This window comes from Saccharobesus litoralis, assembly GCF_003063625.1.
Taxonomy (GTDB): Bacteria; Pseudomonadota; Gammaproteobacteria; order Enterobacterales; family Alteromonadaceae; genus Saccharobesus; species Saccharobesus litoralis.
On sequence record NZ_CP026604.1, the window covers coordinates 4,168,487 to 4,185,883 of the forward strand.

Here is a 17,397-nt window from a genome sequence, read left to right on the forward strand (position 1 = left end):
TGTTTTACGTCCCAGCGGCTCGAATATGAACATCACCTAGCGCTTGGCTTTGTTCTACTTGCACTAGTTTTTCTTTGACTAGCTCAAGAATAGCCAGAAAAGTCACCACCACACCGGCTTTTCCTTCACTAAAGTCAAAAAAGGTACGAAAAGGTAAGTAATCCGAACCCTTTAGCTTTTCTAACACTCTAGTCATGCGCTCACGCGTTGATAACACCTCAGGTGTAATATGATGATGCTTAAAATTTTCAACCCGCTTTAAAATATGGCCAAACGCTAAAACCAAGTCTTGTATATCAACCTTAGGTTGAATAACGACTGGTTTACAGTTTTCAGCAACACTGACTTGCTCAGTAAAGATATCGCGATTAGCACGCGGGATCTCATCAATATTTTCCGCCGCCGATTTAAATTGTTCATACTCTTGTAACCGACGGACCAACTGTGCACGAGGATCGTCTTCATCATCGTCTTCAGTTTGCGTTCGTGGTAACAACAAACGAGATTTAATTTCCGCTAAAATAGCAGCCATAACTAAGTATTCAGCTGCCAGTTCTAAGTTCATTTCCTTCATCACTTCCACGTACTCCATGTACTGCTCAGTGATGTGGCGAATAGGTAAATCAACAATATCAAACTTTTGCTTACGAATTAAATAGAGTAGTAAATCGAGCGGCCCTTCAAAAGCTTCAAGTATCACCTCAAGTGCATCAGGTGGAATAAACAAGTCATCAGGCTGAGCTATTACCGCTTCACCACGCACATAAGCAAAAGCTTGTGCACTGGCTTCATGGTCGTCTTGATTTACTGAACTCAGGGTATCCATATATTAATTACTCAAAAAAGCTGGTATCACCATTGCCAGTTCGTATTATCTCAGGTGAATCTTCACTGTAATCAACAACCGTTGTTGGTGTTTCACCTAAGTAGCCACCGTGTATAATCAAATCGACATGGTGCTCCAATACATCACGAATATGATCAGGATCACTCTCTGCCTGCTCCTGCCCTGGCAATATCAAAGTAGAAGACATTATAGGCTCGCCCAGCTCAGCAAGTAAATCGAGGGCGATTTGATTATTAGGTATACGCAAGCCTATGGTTTTCTTTTTAGGATTTTGTAAACGCTTAGGCACATCTTTAGTGGCTTTAAAAATAAAGGTATAGGGACCCGGCGTTGCACTTTTAAGTGCCCTAAACGCTTGATTACCTACCTTTGCATAATTGGAAAGTTCAGACACATCGCTACAAACCAAAGTGAAATTATGGCTTTTCTCTAAGTCTCGAATTCGACAAATACGATCTAAAGCCGACTTGTCGCCTATAGAGCATCCAATCGCATAACCAGAGTCGGTAGGATAAACAACAACACCACCCGACTTAATAATTTCAACCGCTTGTTTAATTAAGCGCGCTTGCGGGTTTTCTGGATGAACGTAAAAAAATTGGCTCATGCCAAGTTCCTTATAAATAAATTAATTACTGGCTTAATTGCGCTTCCGGCCAATCATGCCATACAGGTGTCGCACTATCAGGTAACTTTAGATCTCTACCGAGTTCGCTGTAGCGACTAATAAAATGAAAATCAGAGCCAACCGAGGCAGTTAAATTAAGTTCATTAGCATATTGTTGGATCTGGATCCGTTCATTAGGAGATTGACGTGCCATCCCAACTTCAATTGCCTGCCCTTGGTGTTCAGCAAAATAACGAACTAATTTACGTACCCATTTATTAGTTAAATCATATCGTGTGGGATGTGCAAGCACACTTATTCCGCCTGCGTCACGGATCCAACTTATGGCTTGTTCAATACTTATCCAACCTGGTGCTACATAGGCTTTACCATTTTTACCCAAATATTTGCTAAACGCTTGATCAAAACTCGCTACATAACCTCGCTCGACTAAATATTTAGCAAAATGAACACGACTAATAGATCCACCTTTTGCATACCGAGATGCGCCAGCTAATGGATTTTCCACACCGCAGTTTTCTAATTTTTTCGCGTAACGTTCGGCTCGCGCTCGACGCGTATCCGCTTGCTCGGCTAACCTTTGCTTAAATTGAGGACAAGACTCATCAACTTTAAGACCCACAATATGGATCTCTTGGCCATGCCAACTAGTTGATATTTCAACGCCACTGATCAATCGCAAGCGTAACTTGTATTTTTCAATAGCTTTATGCGCTCTTGCAATAGCATCAATCGTATCATGATCAGTAATTGCTAAAACATTGACTTGTAAATTATCCGCGCGAAGTACTAGCTCTTCAGGTGTTAAGCTACCGTCAGAGCATGTCGTATGGCTATGTAGATCTATTTTTAACTGGGTCACGTAAAATTCAAACACTCACAAAAAGTAATTTTTAGTTGACTTTATATCACTAAATCGGTTTTATTAGTGCATCGGTTGAACAATTCAACCACCACTGTATTTAGTTTAGCTTATTCGGTAAACAGATATTTATCGATTGATAGGAAAATCAATGAACTATTTAATGAATCATAACACAGTTCGTCCTTGGTGGTGGCACTCGACATAGTCGCGGGTGTGAATTGTTATTGTCAGAATTAATGATAAGCCCGCTTTCAGCGGGCTTTTTTTATCAATGCCCGCTGGTTTATTAATTATTATAAAATAGTAAAATTTCTGTATTAATCAGAAATACCAAGGCAGGAAAGAGCGTCAAATGCAACCAAAAATCTATACTACAGAGTTGGCCATTCCCTACAAGTCTGAGCCACTATCCTTGTTTTCAAACTTGGCAAAAACTACCTCCTATTCTGTGTTACTTGAATCTGCAGAAATAGACAGCAAAGACCATTTGAAAAGCTTAATGTTAATTGACGCTGGTTTGCGCATGGAATGCAACGGCTATCACGTAGAAATTAAGTGCTTAAAACCCAGCCTCACCTGTGTTTTTGAATACCTTAAAAATGAACTCCATGACTTCATTGAATCAAGTCAAGATCAAGTTTTTGTGGTTAAGTTTGATAAACCATTAGCTGGCTTATCTGAAACAGAACGTTTGACCTGTGCTAATCCTTTCAGTGTATTAAGACTGCTACATGAATTAGGCAAAAACCAAGGCAATCACAGTTTCTCTACCTTTATAGCAGGTGTGTTTGGCTATGACTTAATTGGTATGGTTGAAGATTTACCTCAAGTTCCTCAAGGTAAAAATGCGTGTCCTGATTATGTATTTTATTTAGCTGAGTCTCTTTTACTCACTGACCATCAGCAACAAAGTTCAGAGATTATTTATAATCAATTCGGTGAAAAAGACCCTCACGCTCGACCGCATATAGAAAACATTGCCGCAAAACTACTGGAATGCGAAGAACTAGGTAAAACGAAAAAACCGAATCTCAGCCAAGACGACGTTGTAGTAGACAAATCAGATGAAGAATTTAAACAAGACGTCATCAACCTAAAAGAACATATACGGATCGGCAATATCTTCCAAGTCGTTCCATCGCGGACATTTAGCTTACCTTGCCCACAACCGATAGACGCCTATCGAAAGTTAAAACAACAGAATCCAAGCCCTTACATGTTTTATGTAAAGGATAAAAACTTTGAATTATTTGGCGCATCTCCTGAATCTGCGGTCAAATACACTGCAGAACCTAATTTAATCGAAGTCTACCCAATTGCTGGTACGCGACGCCGTGGTTTTAACGAAGATGGCTCAATCAACCTAGATTTAGATAGCCGTATAGAACAAGAGCTGCGCAGTGACAAAAAAGAGCTATCAGAACACATGATGCTAGTAGATTTAGCGCGCAATGACATTGCTCGTGTCGCCAAACCCGGAACACGTTATGTCAGTGACTTGCAAAAAGTCGATCGCTACTCCTTTGTTATGCATTTAGTCTCTCGTGTCGTGGGCGACTTGAAAGAGGAATTAGACCCTCTACATGCCTACCAAGCCTGCTTAAATATGGGTACGTTAGTCGGCGCCCCAAAAATAATGGCCGCAGGATTAATACGTGAAACAGAAAAACACACGCGCGGAAGTTACGGCGGAGCCGTCGGTTATTTAGCAGCAAATGGTGATATGGACACTTGTATCGTCATTCGTTCGGCTTTTGTCGCAAAAGGCGTGGCTCATGTTCAAGCTGGCGCCGGTGTAGTATTCGACTCTGACCCTCAGTCTGAAGCCGATGAAACACGCAGTAAAGCACAAGCCGTCATCAACGCTATCATTGCGTCACAGGAGGTTAATCGTGGCTAATCCAGCAAACACAACCATATTTATGCTCGATAACTTTGACTCATTTACCTATAACTTAGTTGATGAGCTTGAATCCATTGGTTATGAACTGATTGTCTATCGCAATAATATTGCAGCGCAAACGTTAATGGATAAAATGCAAGCCTGTCAAAAAGATGTTGTCTTGTTGCTTTCTCCAGGCCCCGGTAATCCAACTCAAGCAGGCTGCATGATCGAACTTATTGGCTTAGCTCGCGGTAAGTTCCCTATATTGGGCATTTGTTTAGGTCATCAAGCCATTGTTGAACAAAGTGGTGGCGTTATTGGTACCGCAGGTGAAATAGTTCATGGTAAAACATCCCTCATTGATCATAATCAACACCCTGTTTTTGCCGGCTTAGATAATCCTTTATATGTGGCACGTTACCATTCTTTAATGGCTACCTCTGTTCCAGACTCTCTCGCAGTTATTGCAAAATTAGAGACCGACGAATGCACAATTCCTATGGCAGTTTTCAATGAACAAGATAGAATACTCGGCTATCAATTTCATCCAGAAAGTATTTTAACCACCTACGGTTCGCAATTGTTGCGCCAAAGTCTGGATTATTTAACCCAATAATAATAAAGCAAAAGGACGAGAACATGGCATTTATCGACAACGCATTAGCGGGTATTGACTCTAGCAAGGAGCAAAGCTTTGAGTTTTTTAATCAAGTTATTCTTGGCAACATTGACCCGATAGTCCTGTCAGCCGTTTTAGGTGCATTAAAAGTAAAAAGTGAACAACCAGACGAAATAGCGGGTGCTGCACAAGCTATGCGTCAAAATGCACTCGTATTCGATGCACCGACAGATAAGATAATTGCGGACAGTTGTGGAACAGGTGGCGACGGCGCTAACACGATTAATATATCAACAACAACCGCCATCGTTGCTGCTGCTTGCGGTTTAACCATGACCAAACATGGTAATCGTAGTGTTTCCAGTCAATCAGGTTCCGCCGATTTACTTGAGTCATTTGGTGTTAATTTAACCCCGAGTCCAGACCAAGCGCGAATTTGCTTAGATAAAGCCAATATTTGTTTTTTCTTTGCTCCACAATATCATGCAGGTATCAAACATGCGATGCCTGTCAGAAAAACGCTAAAGACCCGAACAATTTTTAATATTCTCGGTCCATTAACCAACCCAGCAGCGCCTCAAGTTCAATTAATGGGTGTCTATAGTCCAGAATTGCTAAAACCCATTTGCGAAACGCTTAAATTGTTGGGATTACAAAGTGCCATGGTTGTCCACGGTTCTGGGTTAGATGAAATTGCTTTGCATGGTAATACCCAAGTAGCTGAGCTTAAAAACGGTCAAATAAAAGAATATACTTTAACACCATCTGATTTTGGTGTTGAGCAGTCAACTCTTGAAGCCATCAAGGGTGGAACACCTGAAGAAAATGCTGAAATAACTAAAGCTATACTCGCCGGTGAAGGACAACAAGCGCATGTCAACGCCGTCGCGATCAATGTTGCTGCATTACTTGTATTAGCAGGGCTAGCACAAACTTTGCCAGAAGGTGTGCAACAAGCCAAAGCAGTAATGAAAAACGGTAAAGCTTTAGAAACTTTAGCCCTATTTGTGGAGTATTCGAATGGCTAATGTCTTAACTCAAATTTGCGATGATAAACGAGTCGAAATTGAGGAATTAAAACAATCCTTACCTTTGTCTTCGTTTATTGACGAGTTACGACCTTCAAGTCGAAGCATGTACGATGCACTTAATAAACCTCATGCTGGTTTTATTTTAGAGTGCAAAAAAGCCAGCCCTTCAAAAGGTCTGATCCGCGAAAAGTTTGATCTGGATGAAATAATTGCCGCATATGGCCCGTACGCTAGCGCAATATCGGTTTTAACTGAAAAGAAATATTTCCAAGGTGATTATAGTTACGTTAAATATGTCAGAGAACGCGTATCTCAACCCGTATTAAATAAAGATTTTTTTGTCGATCCCTATCAAGTTTATCTAGCTAGATACCACAAAGCTGACGCCATATTGCTTATGCTTTCCGTATTGGACGACGATCAATATCGAGAGTTAGCAGAAATTGCAGCTCAATATAAACTCGATATTTTGACTGAAGTATCAAACAAGGAAGAACTCGATAGAGCGATTGGCTTAGGTGCGAAAATTATTGGTATTAATAACCGTAACCTGCGCGACCTATCTACAGATTTGCAAACAACTCGAGATTTAGCACCTTTGATCCCAGAAGGTCGCCTAATTGTTTCTGAGTCTGGCATTTACACTCATGATCAAGTCAAAGAGCTTAATCAATACGCCAATGCCTACTTAGTCGGCAGCTCATTAATGGCTAAGGCTAATTTAACTAAAGCCGTCAAAAAACTCATTTTAGGTGAACACAAAGTGTGTGGCTTAACCCGTCCAGAAGATGCAGCTGCTGCTTATAAAGCCGGTGCTATCTATGGCGGTTTAATTTTTGCTGAAAAATCACCGCGATATGTCAACTTAGAACAAGCCGCTAAAGTAAAGTCAGGCGCGCCTTTAGATTATGTAGGGGTCTTTGTTAATGAATCGGCAGAGCAAGTTATCCGCACGGCGAGAGTATTAAACTTAAAAGTCGTGCAACTACATGGTGATGAAGACCAAGCTTACATTAGTGGTATTAAAGCTGAGTTAGGTGATTCGGTTAAAATTTGGAAAGCTCATAATCCAAGTTTAAAACCCATTCCGGCCCTCACTGATATAGACCGCTGGCTATTCGACTCTGGCAATCAAAATCAACCCGGTGGCACAGGTACAACTTTTAATTGGCAATTGATCAATGAAAGCGATATTAACGTACCTTATATGATTGCGGGTGGATTAACTTCAGATAATGCTCGTGACGCAAATCAAATTGGAGCCATCGGATTAGATTTCAACTCAGGACTCGAATCCGAACCCGGTTTAAAAGACAAAGATAAAATTGACGCCGCGTTTTTTGCGCTGCGTCAACGCTAATCAACTAAGAGATAAGAATGACAGATAAACTCGACCCCTACTTTGGCGATTTTGGCGGGCAATATGTACCTGAAATATTGGTACCAGCGTTAGACCAACTTGAACAGGAATTTATCGCAGCTCAAAAAGATCCTGAGTTTGAAAAAGAATTTAAGCACTTGCTTAACGAGTACGCAGGACGCCCTACGCCATTAACGCTCGTGCGCAATTTATGCCGTGATACAAAAACCAAAATTTATCTTAAAAGAGAAGATTTATTACATGGCGGTGCGCATAAAACCAACCAAGTGCTAGGTCAGGCGTTGCTTGCTAAGCGCATGGGTAAAAAAGAAATCATTGCGGAAACCGGAGCTGGGCAACATGGTGTTGCTACAGCCCTAGCCTGTGCATTATTAGGCTTAAAATGTAAAGTATACATGGGTGCCGTCGACTGTGAGCGCCAAAAGCCAAATGTATTTCGCATGCGTTTGATGGGAGCTGAAGTTATTCCTGTTCATAGTGGCTCTTCAACTTTAAAAGACGCTTGTAATGAAGCATTACGTGATTGGGCTGCCAGCTATGCAACCACACACTATTTGTTAGGGACCGCCGCCGGTCCTCATCCCTTCCCGACTATTGTGCGAGAATATCAACGCATGATAGGTGAAGAAGCTAAACAGCAAATTATTGCAGCAGAAGGCCGACTACCAGATTCAGTTATTGCTTGTGTCGGTGGCGGTTCGAATGCCATCGGTATTTTTGCCGATTTTATCGATGAAGAATCAGTGCAATTAATTGGTGTAGAACCTGCGGGCAAAGGGATTGATACAGACCAACATGGTGCGCCATTAAAACATGGCCGCAAAGGTATGTTTTTTGGTATGCACTCATTATTAATGCAAGATGAACATGGACAAATAGAAGAGTCATATTCAATTTCTGCTGGTTTAGACTTTCCATCAGTTGGCCCACAACATGCGCATTTAAACGCCATTGGACGCGCTGACTATGAATCAGCAACAGATGAAGAAGCACTTGAGGCTTTTCAAGCCTTAGCTAAAGATGAAGGAATTATTCCCGCGCTAGAATCATCACATGCTTTGGCTTATGCCATTAAGTTAGCTAAGCAAAATCCAGATAAAGAACAAATATTAGTGGTTAACCTCTCTGGACGTGGCGACAAAGATATTTTCACCGTTGCAGAGATTTTTGAACAGAGAGGGACTTTGTAATGGCTAAATCAATCCGATACACCCAACTTTTTGAAAATTTACAAACAAAAAATCAAGGCGCTTTTGTTCCTTTTGTCACCATTGGTGATCCTAGTTTTGAAGAATCATTAGTTATTATTGATGCCTTAGTTGAAGGTGGTGCTGACGCATTAGAACTCGGTATTCCATTTTCTGATCCAGTGGCAGATGGCCCAACAATCCAAGGGGCAAATATTCGCGCTCTCAATAGCGGTATGACACCACCTAAGTGTTTAGACGCCATTAAAATCATACGCAACAAGTACCCTGATTTGCCTATTGGTTTGTTGCTTTATGCTAATTTAGTTTACTCTACCGGCATCGAAAACTTCTATACTAAGCTCGTAGAAGCAGGGGTTGATTCAGTATTAGTGGCTGACGTTCCATTAAAAGAATCTAAACAGTTTCGAAGTATTGCTGATAAAGTTGGCTTGCAAAGTATTTATATTGCACCACCTAATGGCTCAGATGAAACGTTGAAACAAGTAGCTCAATATGGCGAAGGTTATACCTACTTGTTAAGTCGAGCTGGAGTAACAGGTACTGAAACTAAAGCCGGACAACCCGTAGATAGTTTGCTTGCTACTTTAAAACAATATAATGCAGCGCCTACATTATTAGGTTTTGGTATTTCTGAACCGCTACAGGTTAAGCAAGCGTTAGAAGCAGGTGCAGCAGGCGCAATATCAGGATCTGCAGTTGTTAAAATTATTGAAAATAACCTTGGTGATATTCAAGCTACCAAGCAAGCTTTAGTTGACTTTGTTAGCAACATGAAGGCTGCAACCCAGCGCTAGTTTTTCAAGGCTAATATTAAGATTGAAAAGTTTATAGTAAAAGCTCCATATTAGTGGAGCTTTTTGTTTAAGTACCCTTAACTAAAGCTAGGTGTTAAGGTTAAACAAAGACAATGAAAACATTTTTAGAATACCTACCCTTAATCGCTTTTTTCGCAGTCTATAAAACCGTCGATATATATTGGGCAACTGCCAGTTTAATCGCTACGTCCGCACTGCAGATCGCTTACGATTACTACCTACACAAAAGCGTGCAAAAACGCCATCTCATTTTCTTTGGCATTGCATTACTCATGGGCACCCTAACCATCGCTTTTCAAGATGATACGTTCATAAAATGGAAAGTCACCGTTGTCAATTTCGCGTTTGCCTTAGGTATTTTAATTAGTAGTAAAGTATTTAATAAAAATCCATTAAAAGCCATGCTAGGTAACGAACTCAAGTTACCTTCAACACTATGGGATAAACTAGCCTATGCTTGGACTGGTTTTTTCTTATTTTGTGGAGCGCTAAATTTATATATCGCTTACAACTTTAGTCAGGCATTTTGGGTTAACTTTAAAGTATTTGGTCTGACTGGGTTAACGCTTATATTCACTGTTATCACAATCGCCCTGTTGTACCCTCATTTACCTAAAGACCCCAAAAACTCAGACGACGAGATAAAAAAATAACTTCAATTAAGGAAACCCTATGCTCTATGTAATTTTCAGCCAAGATGTCGAAAACAGCTTACCTTTAAGAAAAACCGCTCGTGAAGCACATTTAGCCAGACTTAATCTGTTAAAAGATGAAGGTCGATTATTAGTTGCCGGCCCTAATCCGGCGATTGACACAGACAACCCAGGCGAAGCCGGCTTTACAGGCTCTACCGTTATTGCGGAATTTGAATCACTAGACGCAGCTAAAGCTTGGGCGGATGCTGATCCCTACATCGCTGCGGGTGTTTATGAAAGTGTTATTGTAAAACCATTCAAAAAAGTACTGCCATAATTCATAACGAATAAAGCAAATACCGTACTTTAAAAAACCGTTCATAACATTCGTTATGAACTGGTTTTTACAGCTTTACTATAGCTAGGCAGCCGCATTAAATAAACAGACAACACAACACCAAACACAACTAAGCCAAGCGTTACCATTACATTTGCTGCGACAAACGCCGAAATGGCAAAGCTGAGCCAAATAACCGCTATCGCCTTCTTTTTGGCTGTCTCGGGTATGCCTTTTCCTGCTAGATATTGTCGTAACAACTCGCCAAACATAGGGTTATTTAATAACCACTCATGAAAGCGTTCTGATGAGCGTGAAAAACAAAACGACGCTAATAAGATAAAAACAAATCCAGGCATCAGCGGTACAACAAAGCCGACAATCCCTAAAAAGGTAAAAATAAAACCCAAACCAATCAAGCAAATTTTAGGCACTGCTTTTATTTTTTTCATATGGCTTCCTAGCGAATTTAAAAACTATAGTCTTCTCGCTCAGATTTTATGGTTCATTGTCTGCGCTTACTCTCGACTTTGGCTCCTGCGTCGTCCTACTACCTAAATCCATTTAGGCAGCCCCAATCACATAATAGAGCATATGCTCATGGGGTCTCGAAGCTTGACGGCTTCCCCTAAAACCCGATCGCTTTGACTAAATACATAGACTCAATATTTAGAATAGTTCAATTTCACCAATTTCAAGTGATTGATTAAAGGGTTTATCCGTTTCTTCATCATTAAAACTACTGTAAGCAACGATCTGATCTTTGCCTTCGGCTTTACCTTTTTGTAATGACAACCGAGCGCGGTCAATTAACTCGCTGGCTAATAAACCATCTAATGCAATCGTATACCCCATTGTCACTGTTAAATTATCAACTTTCGGGTAGTGAGCGGTGCGTATTTGTTCCATTAACCGTTCTAAAATAAGCTGAACGGTGTGCTCGTAGGGAGATTGTACTAATACCGCAAATTCCTCGCCGGTATAACGGCACAATAAATCACTGCTACGAAATGATGTTTGTAAAATATGAGCTAACTTAATTAAAATTTCATCGCCAATCGTATGACCAAACCTTTCATTTACCTCAGCAAAATTATCAATATTAATCAATGCTACGGCGTAACAGTCTTTTGCCGCCATTCCCCTGCGCTCTAACGCGATTCTAGGGCCTGTATGACTCGTATCACTCACTTGCTCGAAACTGGTATGGTTTATCGCTTCTACGAAAACATTTGGGTTAAACAAACCGGTAAGGACATCTCGTTGAAAATAAAACAACAACTCTAGTTGATTGCACCACACCTCGATTAGTGTATTGATAATAGGCAGAATGCTAGTTTGCTTGTCAGACGCTAACGTTTGATTATCGATTACGATTAAACAAATACAATACTGATTATTGGTAATAAAAAAGTAATGCTGGCTGTCATCATCCAGATACTGTCCATAATGACACTTACCATCGGTTAACTCATCGATTAACTTCACTTCTTTATCACAAGGTTTCGCATCACTATTTTGGGCGATTAATTGAAACTGGTTACTACGGCCATGATAGTTGTAATATAGCCGATAGTTTAAACTATCAAGTAACGGACTAATCACTTTAAAAGCAGCTTCATTTAAGCCGATAACGGAGGTTTGTTTGGTTAAGCTAGAAATAGCTTTGTGAATAGATTGCCAATTCATTTAATAAACCACTTTACTAACCACACTAGAAATATGCTTGATGTTATACCAAAACTAAGCGCAGTTTTCTTGCCTTTTCTTTCCTGACCTTAATAACCTTGCTTAGTAATCCATCAAATCTGATTTCTATAGCGTAAATCACTGGAAATTCCGCTATAATTTCGCGCCTTAAATTGACCAAACTCTGATTGGAGTCGCACTTCCTATGATGCCAACTGCCAAAGATATATTCTCTTACCCTAAGTACTGGGCAGAATGCTACGAAACCGCACCATTTTTGCCTATGTCTCGAGAGGAAATGGATCAACTTGGCTGGGATAGCTGCGATATTATCATTGTGAGCGGCGATGCTTACGTTGACCACCCAAGCTTTGGTATGGCAGTCATAGGTAGAACATTAGAAGCACAAGGCTATCGTGTCGGCATTATCGCTCAGCCAGATTGGAACAACCTCGACGATTTCCAAAAATTGGGGCGACCCAATCTCTATTTTGGTGTGACGGCTGGCAATATGGATTCCATGATCAATGCTTATACTGCCGACAGAAAAATTCGTAAAGACGATGCGTACACACCTGGCAATGTATCAGGCAAACGCCCTGACAGAGCAACTCTAATTTACACACAAAAATGTAAACAAGCTTTTAAAGACATTCCAGTTATTATCGGCGGTATTGAGGCTAGCTTACGTCGTATCGCTCACTATGATTACTGGTCTGATAAAGTGCGTCGGTCAATATTGCCTGATTCAAAAGCTGATTTACTTATTTTTGGTAACGCAGAACGCCCACTTATCGAAGTGACGCACAGAATAGCCAATGGCGAACCAATCAGTAATATAACAGATGTCCGTGGCACGGCGACTATGGTTAAACAACCCCTGCCAGAATGGCAAGGTGTCGATTCAAGTACGCTAGACAAACCTGGGAAAATTGAAGCATTACCTAATCCTTACTTAAATGAAGAGCCGCCTTGTGGTAGTAAGGACGAGATAGATACAGGTGAGGATTCTGCTAAACCTGTCGTTGTGCAGATGGCCAACCCCAACAAGAAAAAGAAAAAACCTTGGGAAAATGTCTATGTGCAATTACCGGCATACGAACAAGTTAGAGGCGATAGAACACTATATGCCCATACGTCGCGGATCTTACACCAAGAAACCAACCCTGGTTGTGCTCGTGCATTAATGCAACGCCACGGTGAGCGCTTTGTTTGGATCAATCCGCCCGCCATTCCACTAGAAACATCCGAAATGGATGGCGTATTTGATTTAACCTATGCACGCGTTCCCCACCCTAGCTATGGTAAACAAAAAATACCGGCTTACGACATGATTAAAACATCGGTTAATATCATGCGTGGCTGTTTTGGTGGTTGTACGTTCTGCTCAATTACAGAGCATGAAGGCCGCATTATTCAAAGTCGCAGTGAAGACTCTATAATCAAAGAAATTGAAGAGATCCGCGATAAAGTTCCAGGTTTTACGGGGGTTATCTCAGATTTAGGCGGTCCTACTGCCAACATGTATAAATTAAAATGTAAAAGCCCTAAAGCTGAAGCGACTTGTCGCCGTTTATCCTGTGTTTGGCCTGATATATGTGGTCACATGCAAACTAACCATGAACCGACAATCAACCTATATCGTAGAGCTCGTGATGTTAAAGGCATTAAAAAAGTATTGATAGCCTCTGGCGTTCGCTACGATATTGCCGTTGAAGATCCAAGATACGTAAAAGAGTTAGCTAAATATCATGTCGGCGGTTATCTAAAAATAGCACCTGAACATACCGAAGAAGGCCCACTCAATAAAATGATGAAGCCGGGAATGGGCACCTACTATAAATTTAAAGAACTGTTTGATAAATATTCCCAAGAAGCGGGTAAAGAACAGTACTTAATCCCCTATTTTATCAGTTCTCACCCAGGGACAACACCAGAAGACATGGTTAACTTAGCCATGTGGTTAAAGCGCAATAAGTTTAAATTGGATCAAGTACAAAACTTTTATCCAAGTCCTATGGCAACGGCAACGACCATGTACCACACGGAACACAACCCTTTAAGTAAAATTAGTCGTAAGTCTAAAACCATTAACGTTGCCAAAGGTGATAAAGCAAGACGTTTACAACGCGCATTATTACGCTACCATGCGCCAGAAAATTTCGCATTAATTCGTGAAGGATTAAAAGCGATGGGATTAGCCAAGTATATCGGTAAAGGCCCTGAACATTTAGTGCCACCACCTAGCCGCAATGAATTGAAACAAGCAACACGCCCCGCACGAAAAGGCCAACAGGCGGCAACTAAACATACACAATCACAGTTCAAAACTGATCCAAGAGCAAAAGCGGCGAGTCAATCCGGTAAAGCAATTAACAATAAAAACCGCAGCAAAGACTTAAATAAAAAACCAAGCAACAAACATAAAAAGGCCAAGTAAATGCGTTTAGATAAATATATATGCGACGCTAGTGAGCTCACACGCAAACAGGCGAAACAAATATTAAAGTCAGGTGAAATCACCCTAAATGGCCAAGTAGTCAAAAACGCAGCGACCCAAGTAAAGGAAGGCGACCAAGTAAAATGGTTGGATGATGAAATAACCCTAATTGGCCCTCGCTACATTATGTTGCATAAACCTATGGATATGATCTGCTCAAATATAGACGAGGTTTACCCATCAGTTTTAAATTTGCTCGACATTGAGAAAAAGGCTGAGCTACACATAGCTGGGCGATTAGACGCAGACACCACGGGGTTAGTGCTTATTACTAACGACGGCCAATGGTCACACCGTATCACTTCACCTAAACATACTTGTCAAAAAACGTACCGTGTCTGGCTAGAAACTGCCATCGACCAAACTGCGGTAAACCAACTCGAACAAGGTGTATTGCTCCATGGTGAAAAACAAGTTACCAAGCCGGCAACCGTTAGGGTAATCGAAGATAAAGTTATCTTACTCACCATTAGTGAAGGCAAATATCATCAAGTAAAACGCATGTTAGCGGCTACCGGTAATAAAGTGACTTATTTACATAGAGAGCAGATAGGCTCCGTAGTACTTGATGCTGAATTAGAAGAAGGTGAATGGCGCTATTTAACCCAAGATGAAATAGCCAGTTTTTAACTGACATTACAACAGAAATTTGACTCTAAATATAAGTCAACTAAGTTTAACAATAAGCCTTGGAATTAGTATTTGCTAACTCATCATAAGATTAACAATTTGCCTGACTGCCATGTTATTCAAAAATATCGGTTTACGAATTTTTATACGGCTAACACTGTCATGCACCTACTTGCTTGTTTTTTATGTACTTGCCTTACCTCTAGTTGTATACGCCAAACCACAACCTGAACAAGTCAAATCAGCGTTTGTTTATCAAGTAACAAAGTTTACCACTTGGCCACAAGATACTTTTGAATCCAACACATCGAATATTCGACTGTGTCACGCAGGCTATGAACCCAATTTACAACAGCAACTGCAAATATTACAAACTAAGAAAACCAAACAACGTAGTTTTATTTTTATTACGATCCAACACCCCAGTGTCGCATTAATAGAAAAACAACAATGCCACATAGTCTATTTTTCCAACGAAAGCTGGCGAAACTTATCAAAAAAGGACATGAGCAAGCTAACAAAATCGACTTTGTTAGTCGGTGACTCATTAAGCTTTCTGGCCCATCAGGGTATTCTTGCTTTTATACTTATTAACGACAAAGTAAGAATTTATAAAAATTTACAAAGTTTGCGGCACAGTCAATTGCGATTAGAAGCACGTCTTCTCGCTTTGGCTAAAAATTATAAAGGTAGTTAAATGAAACCTAGGCTACCTAAACTCAATTTTGCTAACAAACTGTCGATACTCATATTACTGACAACCTTGTCGTCACTATCATTAGTTGCAGGGGTTTTAACTTATATAGGCATTAAAAATTATCAGCAAGATCTACAATTAGCTTTGATAGAAAAAGCTGAAATCATGGCTTACAACTTAGTTCCAATTTTATCATTTAACGATGCTGAAGGTGCCAACATTGCACTCAAAGCTTTTCGAGCAGACAGCAGCGTGAACTATGCTAGCGTATACTCCAATACCCTGTTTGGCCTATCAGAAACGCCTTTAGCTGAATACCAAGCCAAACCAAACCTTGGCAGTCATCAATCACTACCAACCGACGCTAATGATATTTTACTGTATGAACAAGCCCCGAATATTAAAAATAATAATGTCTACTACACCAAATCAATAGAATTTGACGGCGAAGTGCTAGGCTATTTATTTGTATTTTCCCACCTTAGCCAAGTAGATGATTTCTTCCAACGCTCCATTCTCACCTCAATTATTGTCTTGTTAATATCCTTAATCATCGCCATGCTAGTGGCCCATAAGTTTCAAAAAGCCTTAGTAAAACCAATGGAAGGCCTGATTAACACCACGCAAAAGGTAAGACTTAACAGAGACTTTGGCATAAGAGCGAGTGAAGACAGTCAAGATGAGTTTGCCGATTTAGCCAAAAATTTTAATCATATGTTGTCAGAAATTCAGCAACAGATAAATCGCCAACATCAAGTAGAACTTGAGATCCGCCAACTCAATTTTAATTTAGAAGATAAAGTCAATAAGCGAACCGCCGCTTTAAAAGAGTCTAATAGCCGATTGCAAGAGGCATTAACTGAATTACAGGCATCACAAGGTCAACTGGTTGAACAAGAAACGATGGCTTCTCTAGGTAAACTTGTGGCTGGAGTCGCCCATGAAATTAACACCCCTGTGGGAATTGGTGTCACTGCAATTAGCCATTTAAATGAAATTACGCTTCATTTATTTCGCTCGTTTGAAAATAAAAGTCTAACTGCATTTGAATTAAGTCAATACCTTGATAAAGCAATTGAAGCGATAGATGTGACTGAGAAAAGTTTAAATAAAGCAGCAGAGCTAGTTAAAAGCTTTAAGCAAATTGCGGTTGATCAGTCGACTGACAACATCAGAAAAATAATATTGTCTCAGCATGTTCACGATATTCTAGCGGCGTTACGCCCCAAATATAAGCACACTCAACACCAAATTATTGTCAATGCGGATAACAGTGAGGTTACCGTTAATGCAGGAGCTTTATATCAAATCATTACTAATTTATTAATAAACTCTTTGTTACACGGCTTTGAAGGGTTAGAGCAAGGCAAAATCACTATCAGTTTGAGCTTAAATGAAGATACAGTAGAGTTAAATTACAGTGACAATGGTAATGGCATTAGTGAGGACAACTTAGGCAAGCTGTTCGAACCCTTCTATACCACTAAACGTAACGAAGGGGGGACAGGTTTAGGCGCTCACATTATATACAATCTAGTCACCCAAGCATTGCATGGCGAAATAAAAGTCAGTAGCCAAGTCAATCAAGGGCTTAGCTACTGCATTCGATTTCCAGCAAATAACTAGG

The 17,397-nt window shown here is 40.4% G+C and carries 17 protein-coding genes; 12 read left to right on the forward strand and 5 right to left on the reverse strand.

Features of this window, described 5'->3' with window-relative positions; all coding sequences use genetic code 11:
• Positions 1-4 precede the first annotated feature (4 nt).
• The 3 genes from C2869_RS15245 to C2869_RS15255 are packed head-to-tail and all read right to left on the reverse strand — an operon-like array spanning position 5 to position 2,337.
• Positions 5-826, reverse strand: coding sequence for a segregation and condensation protein A (locus C2869_RS15245; protein ID WP_108603780.1), 822 nt, complete (start codon positions 824-826; stop codon positions 5-7).
• Between the two features lie 7 nt (positions 827-833).
• A complete protein-coding gene (locus C2869_RS15250) occupies positions 834-1,454 on the reverse strand; it encodes an L-threonylcarbamoyladenylate synthase (RefSeq protein WP_108603781.1) in 621 nt (206 codons plus the stop codon).
• 25 nt (positions 1,455-1,479) lie between these two features.
• On the reverse strand, positions 1,480-2,337 hold the full coding sequence (locus C2869_RS15255) for a PHP domain-containing protein (protein ID WP_108605081.1): 858 nt from the start codon (positions 2,335-2,337) through the stop codon (positions 1,480-1,482).
• Between the two features lie 355 nt (positions 2,338-2,692).
• Between C2869_RS15255 and C2869_RS15260 the strand changes: the two genes are divergently transcribed.
• The 8 genes from C2869_RS15260 to C2869_RS15295 all read left to right on the forward strand — a co-directional run bounded on the left by C2869_RS15260 (position 2,693) and on the right by C2869_RS15295 (position 10,254).
• Positions 2,693-4,240 carry an anthranilate synthase component 1 gene (locus C2869_RS15260; protein WP_108603782.1) on the forward strand — a complete coding sequence of 516 codons (1,548 nt, stop codon included), beginning with the start codon at positions 2,693-2,695 and terminating at the stop codon, positions 4,238-4,240.
• Positions 4,241-4,262: 22 nt separating this feature from the next.
• Positions 4,263-4,841 carry an aminodeoxychorismate/anthranilate synthase component II gene (locus tag C2869_RS15265; protein WP_228710835.1) on the forward strand — a complete coding sequence of 193 codons (579 nt, stop codon included), beginning with the start codon at positions 4,263-4,265 and terminating at the stop codon, positions 4,839-4,841.
• 23 nt (positions 4,842-4,864) lie between these two features.
• Positions 4,865-5,872, forward strand: coding sequence for an anthranilate phosphoribosyltransferase (gene trpD / locus C2869_RS15270; RefSeq protein WP_108603784.1), 1,008 nt, complete (start codon positions 4,865-4,867; stop codon positions 5,870-5,872).
• Positions 5,865-7,235: a bifunctional indole-3-glycerol-phosphate synthase TrpC/phosphoribosylanthranilate isomerase TrpF gene (gene trpCF / locus C2869_RS15275; protein WP_108603785.1), complete on the forward strand. Its 1,371-nt coding sequence runs from the start codon at positions 5,865-5,867 to the stop codon at positions 7,233-7,235. Before trpD ends, trpCF begins: the two co-directional genes overlap by 8 nt.
• Before the next feature lie 17 nt (positions 7,236-7,252).
• Positions 7,253-8,446, forward strand: a complete 1,194-nt coding sequence (gene trpB, locus C2869_RS15280) for a tryptophan synthase subunit beta (protein WP_108603786.1) — start codon at positions 7,253-7,255, stop codon at positions 8,444-8,446.
• Positions 8,446-9,261 (forward strand): tryptophan synthase subunit alpha, encoded by an 816-nt coding sequence (gene trpA / locus C2869_RS15285; RefSeq protein WP_108603787.1) that lies wholly within the window; start codon positions 8,446-8,448, stop codon positions 9,259-9,261. The genes trpB and trpA overlap by 1 nt, the downstream gene beginning before the upstream one ends.
• 113 nt (positions 9,262-9,374) lie before the next feature.
• Positions 9,375-9,935, forward strand: coding sequence for a septation protein A (locus C2869_RS15290; RefSeq protein ID WP_108603788.1), 561 nt, complete (start codon positions 9,375-9,377; stop codon positions 9,933-9,935).
• Positions 9,936-9,954: 19 nt separating this feature from the next.
• A complete protein-coding gene (locus C2869_RS15295) occupies positions 9,955-10,254 on the forward strand; it encodes a YciI family protein (RefSeq protein WP_108603789.1) in 300 nt (99 codons plus the stop codon).
• Positions 10,255-10,307: 53 nt separating this feature from the next.
• Here the strand turns inward: C2869_RS15295 and C2869_RS15300 are convergent, their stop codons facing one another.
• The gene (locus C2869_RS15300; protein ID WP_108603790.1) at positions 10,308-10,706 is read right to left on the reverse strand and encodes a YbaN family protein; all 399 of its coding nucleotides are present in this window, start codon (positions 10,704-10,706) and stop codon (positions 10,308-10,310) included.
• A gap of 217 nt (positions 10,707-10,923) precedes the next feature.
• Complete coding sequence (locus C2869_RS15305) at positions 10,924-11,943, reverse strand: GGDEF domain-containing protein (protein WP_108603791.1); 1,020 nt, start codon at positions 11,941-11,943, stop codon at positions 10,924-10,926.
• A 205-nt stretch (positions 11,944-12,148) separates the two neighbouring features.
• Here C2869_RS15305 and C2869_RS15310 point away from each other — a divergent pair, with 205 nt between their 5' ends.
• From C2869_RS15310 to C2869_RS15325, 4 genes are all read left to right on the forward strand, one after another.
• Positions 12,149-14,383, forward strand: a complete 2,235-nt coding sequence (locus C2869_RS15310; protein WP_199915576.1) for a YgiQ family radical SAM protein — start codon at positions 12,149-12,151, stop codon at positions 14,381-14,383.
• Positions 14,384-15,073, forward strand: a complete 690-nt coding sequence (rsuA, locus tag C2869_RS15315) for a 16S rRNA pseudouridine(516) synthase RsuA (protein ID WP_108603792.1) — start codon at positions 14,384-14,386, stop codon at positions 15,071-15,073.
• 172 nt (positions 15,074-15,245) lie between these two features.
• On the forward strand, positions 15,246-15,770 hold the full coding sequence (locus C2869_RS15320; RefSeq protein WP_159084194.1) for a YfiR family protein: 525 nt from the start codon (positions 15,246-15,248) through the stop codon (positions 15,768-15,770).
• Entirely contained in the window at positions 15,771-17,396 is a 1,626-nt protein-coding gene (locus C2869_RS15325) for an ATP-binding protein (RefSeq protein WP_108603794.1), read from the forward strand.
• Position 17,397: the final 1 nt, after the last annotated feature.